At 32.1% G+C, this 15,279-nt stretch carries 10 protein-coding genes; 5 read left to right on the top strand and 5 right to left on the bottom strand.

All coding sequences use genetic code 11. The features are described 5' to 3' along the window. Positions 1 to 8: 8 nt before the first annotated feature. Both GQS57_RS05375 and GQS57_RS05370 read right to left on the bottom strand, forming a co-directional pair. The gene (locus GQS57_RS05375) at positions 9 to 1,301 is read right to left on the bottom strand and encodes an aminopeptidase P family protein (RefSeq protein ID WP_165731552.1); all 1,293 of its coding nucleotides are present in this window, start codon (positions 1,299 to 1,301) and stop codon (positions 9 to 11) included. Between the two features lie 587 nt (positions 1,302 to 1,888). Beyond that, positions 1,889 to 3,214: a DEAD/DEAH box helicase gene (locus GQS57_RS05370; RefSeq protein WP_165731551.1), complete on the bottom strand. Its 1,326-nt coding sequence runs from the start codon at positions 3,212 to 3,214 to the stop codon at positions 1,889 to 1,891. Positions 3,215 to 3,379: 165 nt separating this feature from the next. Between GQS57_RS05370 and GQS57_RS05365 the strand changes: the two genes are divergently transcribed. Then, positions 3,380 to 6,208 (top strand): sialidase family protein, encoded by a 2,829-nt coding sequence (locus GQS57_RS05365; protein ID WP_165731550.1) that lies wholly within the window; start codon positions 3,380 to 3,382, stop codon positions 6,206 to 6,208. Positions 6,209 to 6,402: 194 nt separating this feature from the next. Here GQS57_RS05365 and GQS57_RS05360 read toward each other — a convergent pair whose 3' ends face one another. After that, complete coding sequence (locus tag GQS57_RS05360) at positions 6,403 to 7,326, bottom strand: ABC transporter ATP-binding protein (RefSeq protein ID WP_165732002.1); 924 nt, start codon at positions 7,324 to 7,326, stop codon at positions 6,403 to 6,405. Positions 7,327 to 7,780: 454 nt separating this feature from the next. After that, positions 7,781 to 9,859, bottom strand: coding sequence for a M13 family metallopeptidase (locus tag GQS57_RS05355; RefSeq protein WP_165731549.1), 2,079 nt, complete (start codon positions 9,857 to 9,859; stop codon positions 7,781 to 7,783). 225 nt (positions 9,860 to 10,084) lie between these two features. Here GQS57_RS05355 and GQS57_RS05350 point away from each other — a divergent pair, with 225 nt between their 5' ends. Beyond that, positions 10,085 to 11,137: an NAD(P)/FAD-dependent oxidoreductase gene (locus GQS57_RS05350; protein WP_165731548.1), complete on the top strand. Its 1,053-nt coding sequence runs from the start codon at positions 10,085 to 10,087 to the stop codon at positions 11,135 to 11,137. 102 nt (positions 11,138 to 11,239) lie between these two features. Here GQS57_RS05350 and GQS57_RS05345 read toward each other — a convergent pair whose 3' ends face one another. Continuing rightward, positions 11,240 to 13,399, bottom strand: a complete 2,160-nt coding sequence (locus GQS57_RS05345; protein WP_165731547.1) for a prolyl oligopeptidase family protein — start codon at positions 13,397 to 13,399, stop codon at positions 11,240 to 11,242. A gap of 183 nt (positions 13,400 to 13,582) precedes the next feature. Here GQS57_RS05345 and trxA point away from each other — a divergent pair, with 183 nt between their 5' ends. From trxA to GQS57_RS05330, 3 genes are all read left to right on the top strand, one after another. Then, on the top strand, positions 13,583 to 13,942 hold the full coding sequence (gene trxA / locus GQS57_RS05340) for a thioredoxin (protein ID WP_165731546.1): 360 nt from the start codon (positions 13,583 to 13,585) through the stop codon (positions 13,940 to 13,942). Positions 13,943 to 14,284: 342 nt separating this feature from the next. After that, positions 14,285 to 14,623, top strand: a complete 339-nt coding sequence (locus GQS57_RS05335) for a PadR family transcriptional regulator (protein ID WP_165731545.1) — start codon at positions 14,285 to 14,287, stop codon at positions 14,621 to 14,623. Position 14,624: 1 nt separating this feature from the next. Continuing rightward, on the top strand, positions 14,625 to 15,275 hold the full coding sequence (locus tag GQS57_RS05330) for a hypothetical protein (protein ID WP_165731544.1): 651 nt from the start codon (positions 14,625 to 14,627) through the stop codon (positions 15,273 to 15,275). The last annotated feature ends 4 nt before the right edge of the window (positions 15,276 to 15,279 follow it).

Here is a 15,279-nt window from a genome sequence, read left to right as displayed (position 1 = left end):
TATAAGACTTAACCTTGCATTATATCTTCGATTTCATCTGCTTCAATAGGTATATTTCCCATTAAGTTAAACGGCTCTCCTTTTTCTTGAATCACCACATCATCTTCTAAACGAATTCCAAAACCTTCTTCCGGAATATAAATTCCTGGTTCTACAGTAAACACCATATTTGCTTCCATCGGTTTGTGTAATAAACCATAATCATGCGTATCTAAACCAATATGATGGCTCGTTCCGTGCATAAAGTATTTCTTATACGCAGGCCAATCTTTTGGTGCATTTTGTACATCAGCTTTGTCTAACAAACCTAACTTCAATAATTCAGAAGTCATAATATCACCAACTTCAACATGATATTCTTTCCACAAAGTTCCAGGAACCAATAATTTTGCAGCCTCCTTTTTAACGTAATTTACAGCATTATAAACTGCCTTTTGTCTATCGGTAAACTTACCAGAAACAGGTATTGTTCTTGTTAAATCACTTTTATAATTAGCATATTCTGCGGCAACATCTAATAAAATTAAATCTCCACTTTTACACTCTCTATTATTCTCCATATAATGCAAAACATTTGCACTATTTCCAGAAGCTATAATTGGCGAATATGCAAACCCTTTAGATCTGTTTCTTGCAAACTCATGCAATAACTCAGCTTCTATTTCATATTCCCAAACACCAGGTTTTACAAAATCTAAAATTCTACGGAAACCTTTTTCTGTAATATTACACGCCTTTTGCATTAAATCCAATTCAATTTGGTCTTTAACAGCACGTAATTTATGTAAAATAGGGCTGCTTTTAGCAACTGAATGTGCAGGATATTTTGCCAATAACCACTTTGTAAAACGATCTTCACGAGTTTCCGTTTCTACATTTGCTCTATAATGTTCGTTGGTGTTAATGTAAAAAGTATCTGCATAGGTAGAAAGTTCAAACAACACCTTCTCTAAATCTTGCAACCAGAAAACTGTTTTAATTCCGCTTGTTTCAAAAGCAGCTTCTTTTGTTAATTTTGCTCCTTCCCAAACCGCAATATGGTCGTTGGTTTCTCTAACAAATAATATTTCTCTGTAAGCTTCATTAGGGCAATCAGGAAACAAAAACAATACACTTTCCTCTTGATCTACACCACTTAAATATAAAATATCTCTGTGTTGCTCAAAAGGCATTGTGCTATCTGCACTAATCGGATAAATGTCATTAGAATTAAAAATAGCCAAACTATTTGGCTTCATTGCAGCAGCAAAGTTTTTTCGATTTTTTATAAATAATTTTGAGTCTATTTTATCGTATTTCATACTGATGAATTTATGTTGAAATACAAAGGTAGCAATATTTCGGTGGCTACAAATTCAACACTCATAAAATATAAAAATCTCTTACTACAAGTTTGTATTTTACAATTTAACTCTATACCCAAAACTAAAAACGTCCCTTATAATTATTGTTTTTTTGGGCGTTCGATCGGGATTGTAATTTATCTTGAGCGAAGACGAAAGGTTATATCTTTTTGAGAAAAAGTAAAAAGGATGTCATTACAAATGCAAAGCATTCACGATTTCAACAATAATAAAAAAGGATGAGTACTCCTCCCTAACGCAAAACAAAACCTCAACAATTGTCTTTTCTAGATTATTGATAAGCCACATAAAAAAAGAGATCACAAAACTAAACACACAACTTGTCATTTCGAAGTATTGAGAAATCGCATAACAGTGACGACACAATGCCTAACAAGCTTTATGTGATTTCTCAATCGCTTAAAAAAGCTCATTTCGAAATGACACACTTGGTAGTTATTGAGTGTATGAATACTTCTCTAAAAGTAAAAATCCTACAAGGTTAAAACCTTGTAGGACAATAAAACTTATGTAAATTAAAGTAATTAGTCTCTAAAACGCTTCTTTTTCGGCGCTCCAGTTCTTCCTCTTCCAGAAGTAGAACCTGCTGGTTTATTTCCTTTAAAATGAGGTTTATTTTTTGGTTTGTCTCCTTGAGAAGAACCACCATTCGAAGATCTAGTTTTCTTACCAAAAGATCCTTTGCTTTGTGTTGCTGCCCTTTTAGGTGCCGCAGTATCAGTAGGCTCAAAACCTGCTACAATAGAAGTGTTTAACTTCTCTTTTAATAATTTTTCAATTTCATTTTGGTATTCAGTTTCTTCACTACAAACTAAAGAAATTGCTTCTCCAGCTGCTCCTGCCCTACCCGTTCTACCAATTCTATGCACATAATCTTCTGGTACATTTGGCAACTCAAAGTTAATAACGTGAGGTAATAAAGGAATATCTAAACCACGTGCTGCAATATCTGTTGCAACTAATGCTTTAATAGTGTTTTCTTTAAAGTTTCTTAATGCTTTTGTTCTTGCACCCTGACTCTTATTTCCGTGAATTGCTGCAGCAGAAATTCCTGCTTTAATCAATTTCTCGGTTAATTTGTTAGCTCCATGCTTGGTTCTTGTAAAGATTAAAACTTGGTTCCAATTTCCGTCTTTTATCAACTTAATCGTAAACTCTGTTTTTTGGCCTTTATCAACTTTATAAACATTATGAGTTACTTTTTTGGCTGTAGAATTTTGAGGTTCAGCTTCTACAGAGACAGGATTATTTAAAATACCTGATGCTAATTTTTTAATATCAGCAGAAAAAGTTGCCGAAAACATCAAATTCTGACGCTTTGCAGGCATAAAACTAATCAGTTTATTTAAGTCTCTTGCAAAACCCATGTCTAACATTCGGTCTGCTTCGTCTAAAATTAAAACATCAATTCTGTTAAAAGAAACTGCTTTCTGACTGTGTAAATCTAATAATCTACCTGGTGTTGCTACCAAAATATCTACACCACTTCTTAGGGTTGCTATTTGTGGTTTTGCGTTTACACCACCAAAAATTACAGCAGATTTTATATTTACATATTTACTATACTCTCTTACATTATCGTGTACTTGCGCCGCCAATTCTCTTGTCGGCGTTAACACTAACGCTCTTAAAGGTCTATATTTTGGGTGCTTTGTTTCAGCTAAATGTTGTAAAACTGGTAATGTAAAACCAGCTGTTTTTCCTGTTCCTGTTTGTGCAGAAGCTAAAATGTCTTTACCTTCTAAAATATGTGGAATTGCTTTTTCTTGTATTGGGGATGGTTTGGTATATCCTTTTTCTTCAACCGCTTTTACTAATGCAGCGGATAAACCTAAATCTTTAAATGTCATAAAAATACTTTTTTGAATGCAACTTTATGTAGTTGTTTCAGCCTACAAAGATACGTTGTTTAAAATTGAAGTTGAATTTTTCTTAAAATTCCTTTTTATGTTAATTTTTTTGATATTGATTTTACATGTAGTAATTTCATCACCTTAAAACAAACCTCACTTTTTATGAAGTCTATTTTCACTTTTGCATCACTCTTTCTTTCAGGATTTTTAATTGCACAAACAGTAACAAGTTCAGATATCACGCAACAATCTTTAGAGAAAAAGTCTCAAATGATGAACTCTTCTTTGGTAAAAAATGTTGAGTTTACCAATATTGGACCAACCGTAATGAGCGGTCGTGTGGTAGATATGGATGTAAATCCAAACAATACAACCGAATTTTATGTAGGCTATGCTTCTGGTGGATTGTGGTATACAAACAATAACGGTACAACACTTACACCTGTTTTAGACAATGCTTCAACCCAAAACATTGGTGATATTGCAGTAGATTGGAAAACTGGAACCATTTGGGTAGGTACAGGAGAAAATAATTCTTCGCGCTCTAGTTATGCTGGAATTGGAATTTTAAAATCTACAGATAAAGGCGAAACTTGGCAAAATGTTGGGTTACCAGATTCTCATCATATTGGTAGAATTTTGATCAACCCAAATAATGCTGATGAAGTTATTGTAGGCGCTATTGGTCATTTATATTCTTCAAATGAAGAAAGGGGGATTTTTAAAACTACAGATGGCGGAAAAACATGGACAAAAACATTATTTATTAATGAAGACACCGGAATTATAGATGTTGATGTTGCTCCAGAAAATTTCAATATTATGTATGCTGCTTCTTGGGAAAGAGAACGCAAAGCATGGAATTTTGTTGGAAATGGAAAAAATTCTGCTATTTACAAAAGTACCGATGCTGGTACTTCTTGGACAAAAATTGCTGATAAAAGCGGTTTCCCTATAGGAGATGGAGTTGGTAGAATTGGTTTAGCCGTTTTTAATGAAAATACGGTGTATGCTTTGCATGATAGCCAATACAGAAGAAAAGCAAAAGGTAAAAAAGTAGCTTCTTATAATTTATCAAAAGAAGAATTTAACAAGTTAACTTCTGCAGAAGTGTTAGCTCTTAGAAATAAAACTTTAGACAACTATTTAAAAGAGTATGGTTTTAGAGAAAAATTTAGAGCTGAAAATGCAAAACAATTGTTAAGACCAGGTGGTTTAAAACCGAAAGAACTAATGGCTTTTTTAGACGATGAAATGGCAATCGCTTTTGAAGAACCTGTAATTGGTGCCGAAGTTTTTAAAACAACTAATGGAGGAACTTCTTGGAAAAAAACACACACTGAATATTTAGACGGAGTCAACAGTTCTTATGGATATTATTTTGGAGAAATTAGAGTGAATTTACAAGATGAAAACAGCATTTATGTTTTAGGGATTGGCATTATAAAATCTAAAGATGGCGGAAAAACATTTTCTTCCATCAGTAGAGAAAATGTACATGCAGATCATCAGGCATTATGGGTAAACCCTAAAAAACCAGGTCATTTAGTAGAAGGAAATGATGGTGGTTTAAATATTTCTTATGATGATGGAGAAAGCTGGATAAAATTAAACAATGCTGCCGTTGGGCAATTTTATTCTGTAAATGTAGATAATGAAAAAAACTATAATGTGTATGGCGGTTTGCAAGACAACGGTGTTTGGTTTGGACCACATAATGCAAAAATTGATAAAGCATGGCATAAATCTGGGCAAAACCCTTTTAAGTCGATTATGGGTGGAGACGGAATGCATGTTCAGATAGACAACAGAAACCATAATATTGTATATACAGGCTATCAATTTGGTAATTATTACCGTATTAATTTAGAAACTGAAGAAAATATATACATTCAACCAAAACCAGAAAAAGGAGCCAAACCTTACCGATTTAACTGGCAAACTCCAATTCATTTATCTAAACACAACCAAGATATTTTATATTTAGGTGGAAATAAATTACACCGATCTTTAAACCAAGGAGATACTTGGGAAACAATTTCTGACGATTTAACAAACGGCGGAAAAGAAGGAAATGTTGCTTACGGAACATTAACCTCTATTTCTGAAAGCCCGTTCCAATTTGGATTAATTTACACTGGTTCAGACGATGGTTTACTGCATGTTTCTAAAAACGGAGGAGGAAGTTGGACTAAAATTTCTGAGAATCTTCCAAAAGATTTATGGGTTTCTAGAGTGATTGCTTCTAAGTTTAAGAAAGAGCGTGTGTATGCAACTTTAAACGGATATCGTTTTGATGATTTCACTCCGTACGTGTATATGTCTGATGATTACGGACAAACCTGGAAAAACATTGGAAACACAATTCCAACTGCTGCTGTAAACGTTATAAAAGAAGATTCTGAAAATGAAAACATAGTGTATTTAGGTACAGATAATGGATTGTATATTTCTTTTAACAACGGAACTTCTTGGGAAGCTTTCAGTAAGAATTTACCAAATGTTGCCGTACATGACTTAGTGATTCAGCCAACTGAAAAAGATTTAATTGTAGCAACACACGGACGTAGTTTATATAAAACGAATATTACTGCAATCCAAAAAATGAATGACAGTGTTTTAGTAAAATCTATTGCACTTTTCGATGTAAATAATATCAAAAAAAGTAAAAGATGGGGAAGCTCTAGAAGTCAATGGAGAAAAGCAAGTACGCCAGAAATTAAAATTCCTTTTTATGTAAATGCTGATAAAAAAATAACGCTTGATATTTATGCAGATAATGTAAAAGTAAACTCAATTTCTGTAGATGCAGACAAAGGTTACAATGAAACTGTTTATGATGCTTCTTTTTCTAAAAAAGGATTGAAAGACTTTAAGAAAGCTAATAAAAAATCTGAAATTGAAAAAGGAAATAACGATGTATATTATTTACCTAAAGGAAAATATACCGTTAAAATTGGTGAGGAAAAAACAAGTTTTGAAGTAGAGTAATTTAATTACGTTTTTAAACAGTTATTACGTGTACTCGTTACAAACGAGCACCAGCTTGTGAGCAAATTATTATAGATTTATTAGTCGCTAGCGCTCGTTTGTAACGAGTGCTGGCAACAATAATAAAATATAATTTAATACTCAGTTTAAACCAGTTATAGCTTGTAATTTTTACATTTACAAAAGTGGTAGAACTACAAAAATTTTAGATCGATTTTAGCACCTTTTACCAAAATAGAATCATGATTAAAAAACACATTTTGACCATTAAATTCAGCTTCTATTAACCAATAAGAACCTTTAAAATAAGAATTTAAAACGGTTGCTTTTTCTTCTGATTTTTCTACTATTTTTATTTGATGTGGATATACTAAAACTGTTTTATTATTGATGTTGATTTCGTTTACATCATCAAATAAAGCGGCAACGTATTTTTCTTTTGGGTTGTTGTAAATATCTTTCGGAGCATTATTTGCTATAATTTTATTGTCTTTGATAATAATGAGTTTATCTGCAAAAGAAAGTGCATCATTTTTATCGTGTGTTGCAATAATACAAGCAATGTTTTTTTCTTTTAAATAACTGAATAAATTCCTGCGTAAAGAGTTCTTTTTAAAATTATCTATTTGCCCGAATGGTTCATCTAACAATAATAATTGAGGCTCTTTTGCCAAAGCTCGTGCAATAGCGACACGTTGTTTTTGTCCACCACTTAGGTTTTTAACCATGGTGTTCTCAAAAGCCTTCATCTGAATGACTTCTAATAATTCTTGGGTACGTAACTCACTTTCTTCTGGATAAAACCTCGACAAGAATTTTTTAATATTTTCCGATACAGAAATGTAAGGCATTAGATCGAAGTCTTGGGCTACATATTTAAAGTTTTCGAAACCGGGAACAAGATGCTTTTTTGGACCAAAAATTTGTTCGTCTTTCCAAAATATTTTTCCTTTATTTAAGTCTACTAACCCGTAAATGGCTTTTAAAAGTGTCGATTTCCCACAACCACTTTCTCCCATTACACAAAGGTGTTCTCCTTTTTGCAGGGTGAAATTAAAATCGTTTAATATTGATTTTTTTTTTTGGTAAGAAAATGAAACGTTATCTACTTTTAGCATTTTACAAAAATAAGGATTATAAATAAATTCTAACATGGATTTTTGAAACCTTGTAGGAAAATTGAATTTTATGTTATCACTGTTATGAAACTTCTCAATACTTCGAAGTGACAATTGTAGTGCAATTTTGATAGTTTTTATTCAGGCTGTCATTTCGACTTTTTTGGAGAAATCTCATAATGTTGTTCATTATTGAGTTATCAATGCTATGGGACTTCTCAATACTTCGAAGTGACAATTATTATGCGATTTTGTTGATTTTTATGTTTTTTTTACAACCAACTTTTGCGTTAGCGATTGAAACGACATCCTTTTTGCTTTTTCTGCAAAAAGATATAGTGTAAAGTGCGCCCCTTGTGGTAACGCCCAAAAAAACCGACACTTTCGCATCGGTTTATTTTTTTTGCACACAAATAATTGTGCACAAATTGTAATACTTAAAGACACTGCGTGTCTACCAGATTCTTACTCTTTCTTCTGGTTTTAAATACATTTTGTCACCTTCTTTAACATCGAACGCTTTATAGAAAGCATCTACGTTTTTAAGCGGCATATATGCTCTGTACATTCCAGGAGAGTGTGTATTTGTCATGATTAAGTTTTTAAGAGCTTCATCACGCATTTTTGTTCTCCAAATTGTTCCCCAAGAAAGGAAAAAACGTTGTTCTGGCGTGTAACCATCAATATCTGCTGGTCTTCCGTTCTTTTGTAAGAAAACTTGTAAACCTTCGTAAGCCGCTTGTACACCACCTAAATCTCCAATATTTTCTCCTAAGGTATATTCACCATTTAAATGCATAGAATCTATGGCAATAATATCTGAATATTGTTTGATTAATTGTCCGCCAATTTCTTTAAACTTTACAGAATCATCTTCTGTCCACCAGTTGTTCAGGTTTCCATCACCATCAAAACGAGCACCAGAATCATCGAAACTATGAGAAATTTCGTGACCGATAACCGCTCCAATTCCACCGTAATTCACAGCTTCATCAGCTTTATAATCATAAAAAGGAGGTTGTAAAATTGCTGCTGGAAAAACGATTTCATTATTTACAGGGTTAAAGTATGCATTTACAGTTTGCGGAGACATTCCCCATTCTGTTCTGTCTACTTCGCTACCTAATTTTGCCATTTCTTTGTTGTAGTTCCATTTGGTTACGTTAATAGCATTCTCGAAATAAGAACCACCATTTTCTAAACCTTTAACTTGTAATTCGGAATAATCTTTCCAAACATCTGGATACGCTATTTTAACCGTTAATTTGTGTAATTTCTCTAAAGCTTTTTCTTTAGTAACTTCACTCATCCAAGGTAATTGTGCAATTCTTGCTTCGAAACCAAGCATTACATTATCAATCATTTCCTTCGCTTTTACCTTTGCTTCTGGTGGAAACATTTTTTCTACATACAATTTACCTAAAGCTTCACCGATTGCACCGTTTAAGCTACCTAAAGCACGCTCATCTCTTGCACGTTGTTTTTTAGCTCCACGCATTTCTTTAGAATAGAATTCCCAATTTGCAGTTTCTAAGTCTGTAGATAAAGAACCTAAAGAGCTATTTATAGTATTCCAACGTAATAATAATTTAAGATCTGCTACAGATGCTTTTGTAAAAACATCACTAAAAGCTTTAAAATATCCAGGATCTGTAACAATTACAGTTTCTAAATCTGTAACTCCAATACCGTCTAAATGTGCTTGCCAATCTATTGAAGGAGACAATTTTTGTAATTCAGCAATCGTCATTGGATTGTAGATTTTACGAATATCTCTACTTTCTTCTTTAGACATCATTGGTGTTGCCAAACTAGTTTCTAAAGCAACAATTGCTGCTGCATTCTTTTTAGCTGTAGCTTCATCATCACCAAATTCTTGTAACATTTTTGCTACAAAAACTTCGTATTTTTCTAACTTGTCTTTCACTTTAGCATCAACATAGTAATCTCTAGATAAACCTAAAGAACCGCCGCCCATATAACCTGCATATTGACTACTGTTTTTTAAATCGTTATAAACACCAAAACCGTAAAAACCTCCACCACCATAAGGTGCCATGTTTGTTAAATACGTTTCTATATCTTTCTTTGTCTTAATTTCATCTACTTTAGCTAAATAAGGCATTACAGGTGCTTTCCCTTGTGCATTTCTAGCTACAGTATCCATTATTGTTTGGTAATAGTTTACTGCCTTTTCTTGATCTGAGTCAATTTCATTTCCTTTAGCATCTTTTATTTTAGGAAAATTACTTTCTTCAATTGCTTTGTTTAAAATAGTTAAAACATCTGCATCTGTCTTTTTACGAAGCTGGTTAAATCCACCCCAAGAGGTTTGATCATCTGGAATTTCGGTTTTATCTAACCAAGTTCCGTTTACGTGTCTAAAGAAATCATCTGTAGGTTTTACAGTTGTATCCATGTTTTCTAAAGCAATACCTGGTGCTTTTTCTTCTTTTGGGCTGTCTTGTTTACAAGCTACTAAACCTAAAGAGGCAATAGCCGAAACAAAAAAAACATTTTTAATTATCTTCATTATTATCTGATTTTTGTTGAGTTTAATTATTTGATTAGTAACAAAAATAGCATATTGTTACATATTTTAAGATTTATTTTTTACTGATTTAGATATTTATCGAAAAAAAGAAAGTTTAAAAACGCATAATATTTACTGTTTTTTATCAAAAAATCTATTTAACTAAATCGATATTCTTCTTGTAGCATTTTTAATTATAGTAGTTTTGTAAGGATAAAACTATTTATGAAGGATTATATAATTATAGGAGTAGGACAATCTGGACTTGCGATTGCGTATCATTTAGCCAAACAAAATGCTAATTTTTTAATTGTTGATGCAAATAAAGAAACTGGTGAACCTTGGTTAAAACGATGGGATTCTCTAAAATTATTTACGCCTTCGGAATTTAATAGTTTACCAGGAATGGAATTTCCTTATAAAAAAGGACATTATGCTAACAAATACGAAGTTGCCGATTATTTAAAAGCGTATGTTTTTAAGTTTAATATTCCCATTGAATTTAACCAACGTATAACTTCTTTAAAAAAAGAGAATGGTATTTTTACTTTAAAAAGTGAAGACAAAACTTTTGAAGCAAAAAATGTAATTATTGCAACCGGTCCGTTTCATAAACCATTTACACCGAGTTGTCATAAAAAAATATCAAAAGACATTTTTCAAATTCATAGTGAACATTATAAAAGTCCGGATCAATTAAAAGAAGGCGCAACTTTAGTTGTTGGTGCTGGAGATTCTGGCGTACAAATTTTAAATGAAATTTCTAAAGCTAAGAAAAAGGTTTACTTTTCTGGTAAAACAGATATTGTTTCGCTTCCTCAAGAACTTTTAGGAAAAACATTGTGGTGGTGGTTTAGTAAAGTAGGTTTTTTAACGGCGAATAAATATTCTTTTATCGGAAAAAAATTGAGCAATAACGGTCAGCCAGTTATTGGTACAGATGTAAAAACGTTGTTTAAAAAAGAAAATATTACTTGCGTTGGGAGAACGTTAGATGCCAATGAAGAAACCATCACTTTCGAGAAACAACAAGTTACCGATATTAAAAACATCGTTTGGGCAACCGGTTTTAAACCAAATTTTAATTGGATAGAAAACATCAAATTAGACGAAAATCAGTATCCTAAAAATTACAGAGGCGTAAGCGACATGGAAGGTTTGTATTTTATTGGTTTACCATGGTTATACACAAGAGGTTCTGCCACTTTAGGAGGCGTAAAAAAAGACGCAAAATACTTATGTAATTATATTGCTAAAAAACAAAAAGATAGCCATTAATAACAGCTATCTTTTTTATGTGAAATATATTAATTTTAGATTCCTTCCTTTACAGGGATTAGAAACACCTAATTTTAAAAGGCTTAATTCTTCTTATAAAAATTACGATTTAATTTTAGCCGATATCGGATTTGGTAACTGCTCAAACCCCATATTAAATAACGTAAAACCAAAAATATCTGCATATTGCTCAATGGTTTTTGCAACAGGTGTTCCGGCACCATGACCAGCATTGGTTTCTATTCTTATTAATGTAGGATTATCTCCAGACTGTTTTGCTTGTAATTCTGCTGCAAATTTAAAACTGTGTGCTGGTACTACTCTATCATCATGATCTCCGGTAGTTACTAAAGTTGCTGGGTATTGCACACCTTCTTTTACATTATGTACTGGCGAATAGCCTTTTAAATATTCAAACATTTCTTTATTGTCATCTGCGGTTCCGTAATCATACGCCCATCCTGCTCCAGCAGTAAATGTATGGTAACGTAACATATCTAAAACACCAACTGCAGGCAAAGCAACCTTCATTAATTCGGGTCTTTGCGTCATAGTTGCTCCAACTAATAATCCGCCATTAGAACCACCACGAATTGCTAAAAACTCTGAAGAAGTATATTTTTCTGAAATTAAATATTCTGCAGCTGCTATAAAATCGTCAAAAACATTTTGTTTTTTTAATTGCGTTCCTGCATCGTGCCATTTTTTACCATATTCTCCTCCACCTCTTAAATTAGGCACTGCATATACACCACCTTGTTCCATCCAAACTGCGTTTGCAATACTAAAAGAAGGTGTTAAACTGACATTAAACCCACCGTAACCATATAAAATAGTTGGGTTTTTACCGTTTAACTCCACTCCTTTTTTATGAGTAATAATCATCGGGACTTTTGTTCCGTCTTTAGAGGTATAAAAAACTTGTTTACTTGTATATGCATCAGTATTAAAAGCGATTGAAGGTTTCCAATAAGATTCATATGTTCCGTCTTCTGGGTTGAATTTGTATGACGAACCTGGCGTACTATAATTGGTAAAAGAAAAATACAATTCTTTCGCTGCTGTTTTTCCTCCAAAACCGCCAGCAGTTCCAATTCCTGGTAATTTTACTTCTCTAATTAATTTTCCATCAAAACCGTATTGCAATACTTTAGAAACGGCATCTACCATATACGTTGCAAAGAAATAACCTGCACCAGAATTTAAACTCAATACATTTTCTGTTTCCGGAATAAAATCTTTCCAGTTTTCTGAAGTTGGGTTTGCAACATCAACAGTTACTACCTTTTTATTTGGCGCATTTAAGTTTGTTACCAAATACACTTTACTTCCAATATTTTCTATCGGATAGGTATCACTATCTGTATGCTCTAAAATAGTTACCAACGGACTATTTGGTTTAGAAAGGTCTTTAAAAAATAACTTATTTCCAGAGGTTGATACACTTGCAGAGATAAAAAGGTATTGATTGTCTTCAGAAACATTTCCACCAACATAACGGTGTTTTTCTGACGCCTTTTCACCAAAAACTACAACATCTTCTTTTTGTGATGTTCCTAATTGATGATAATACAATTTGTGTTGATCTGTTTTTGCAGACAACTCACTTCCCTCAGGTTTATCGTAACTAGAATAATAAAAACCTTCGTTTTTGTACCACGAGATTCCTGAGAATTTTACATCTACCAACGTATCTTCCTTTATGGTTTTAGAAACTGCATCCATAATGATAATTTTACGCCAATCAGAACCTCCTTCAGAAATTGCATAAGCAGCAATTGCCCCATCTTTAGTAAAACTTAACGAGCCTAAAGAAGTAGTTCCGTCATCAGAAAAATTATTTGGATCTAAGAAAATTTCTGGTTCAGAATCTCCTTTGGTTCTATAAATAACACTCTGATTTTGCAATCCGTTATTTTTAGAAAAATACGTGTAATCGCCTTCTATAAAAGGGGTTCCTACTTTTTCATAATTCCATAATTCAGACAAACGCTCTTTTAATTGTTCTCTGTACGGAATCTTATTTAAGTAATCGAAAGTAACCTCGTTTTCTGCCTTTACCCAAGCTTCAGTTTCTTTACTTCTATCGTCTTCTAACCATCTATAGTTATCTACAACAGCGGTTCCAAAAAGTGAATCTATTACTGGTTTTTTAGTCGTTTCTGGATATTTCAAATTGATGTTTTTTTGTTTGACTTCTTCCTTACAAGAAACAAATATTGCACTTGCAAATAAAATAGGAATGATTAATTTATTTTTCATGAGCTCTAAAGTTTGGTGGATATCAAAATTAAGGATATTTAATATATTTATAGTTATTTAAGCATTTTTAACTTTTGAAGCTTCAATTTACTCCCATTTTGTAATTTATCAAGTATAAAAACGACTACTTTTGTGAAAATAGATTACGTATTTCCGATATTGTCGGAAGCAAATTAAAAAATTATGACAGAAAACTTAACAAAAGAAACTTTCTTAGAAAAGGTTTTTAATTTTGAAGAAAGCCAAGAATGGAAATTTAAAGGAGACAAACCAGCATTAATCGATTTTTATGCAGATTGGTGTGGACCATGTAAAGCTATAGCACCTGTTTTAGAGGTTTTATCTGAAGAATACGAAGGTAAAATTGATATTTACAAAATAGACACCGAAGCTGAACAAGAATTATCTGCAGCATTCGGAATTAGAAGTATTCCTTCTATGTTATTTTGTCCTGCAGAAGGTGAGCCACAAATGGCAAATGGCGCTTTACCAAAAGCAGAACTAGAACGCATTATTGCAGATGTTTTAAAAGTGACGAAATAGTTTTTATTATTGCTATTTTACAAAGCAATTTTAATAATATAAATCCTGAAATTAACTTTTCAGGATTTTTTTCGTTTAAAAAACAATACATAAGAATCTAATGTATAAGAAAATTATGTATATTTGATGAATCGCACAGACAAAACAAATGTCAGTTCGAGTGGTTTTAAATTGAAGTGAAAACGAAAATTTAAAATTGTATCGAGAACAAAATGGCTTCTCGATACAATTTCGATAAAAAATCGAAATCACTCGAAGTGACAGTGAAACCAGAATAATACTGTTAAACAGACTTTAACAAATAAATACTTACACATTATAACGATTACACATTTTTTAAACATGGGAAATCAGAAATTATATAAAGGCTCTTTACAAACCATCATTTTAAAGTTGTTAGAAACCAATGATAAAATGTATGGGTATGAAATTACACAGAAAGTAAAAGAGCTTACAAAAGGCGAATTAAAAATTACCGAAGGTGCTTTGTACCCTGCATTACACAAATTAGAAGCGGATGGTTTGTTAGATGTAGAAGTTGCAAAAGTAGGAAACCGACTACGTAAATATTACAAACTTACCGAAAGTGGAACCAAAGAAACTGCGAACAAGTTGGATGAAATGCAAGAATTTTTAAGAACGATGCAACAATTGGTAAATCCTAAATTAAGTTTGGAATAATATGGAAAAGCGCTATGAAATAACGGAAAAACAGTTGACTTTTTTAAATAATTATTTGCTGAGAAAATACCCAAGTATTACTGATGAAACTAGAATAGAATTGGTAGATCATTTGGTTTCTGACTTTGAGAAAACAACTGAAGATGGAAATTTATCTCAATATTTATCTAACAAATTAAGTTTTATTAGAAAGTTCATTTTTGATAGAGCAAATACTCATCAAAAAAGATATGGAAAGGAAACTTGGAAACAATTCTATAGCTTTTTGACGTATATTAAATTATTACCAATCACATTTTCTGTATTAATTCTTTTCTATTTTCTAAATGAAAACATAAATGAAAAATGGTCTTGGGGAACTTTAGCTATTATTCAACTATTAATTTTTCTTTCTTCTATAATATTTGGAACAATTTATAAAAAAGAACTTAAAAAACTTGATGAAGTAAAATATTTAAGTGCTGATATTTGGTTACCATATGTTATGGTTCAATTACCAAGCGGATTTGGTTTTGACGATTATATAATGTCAAACAGTATTTTATTTACATTTTACGCTTCTTTCACTATAATTTATGCTATTTCTGCTTTTATTGTAATTAGAGAAAAGAGAAAAATCATCTTAGAAAAATACAAACACCTATTATACTAACGCT

The sequence above is a fragment of the Polaribacter sp. 20A6 genome, assembly GCF_011378915.1.
In the GTDB taxonomy this organism is placed as follows: Bacteria; Bacteroidota; Bacteroidia; order Flavobacteriales; family Flavobacteriaceae; genus Polaribacter; species Polaribacter sejongensis.
This window is presented reverse-complemented; position numbering and strand designations above follow the sequence as displayed.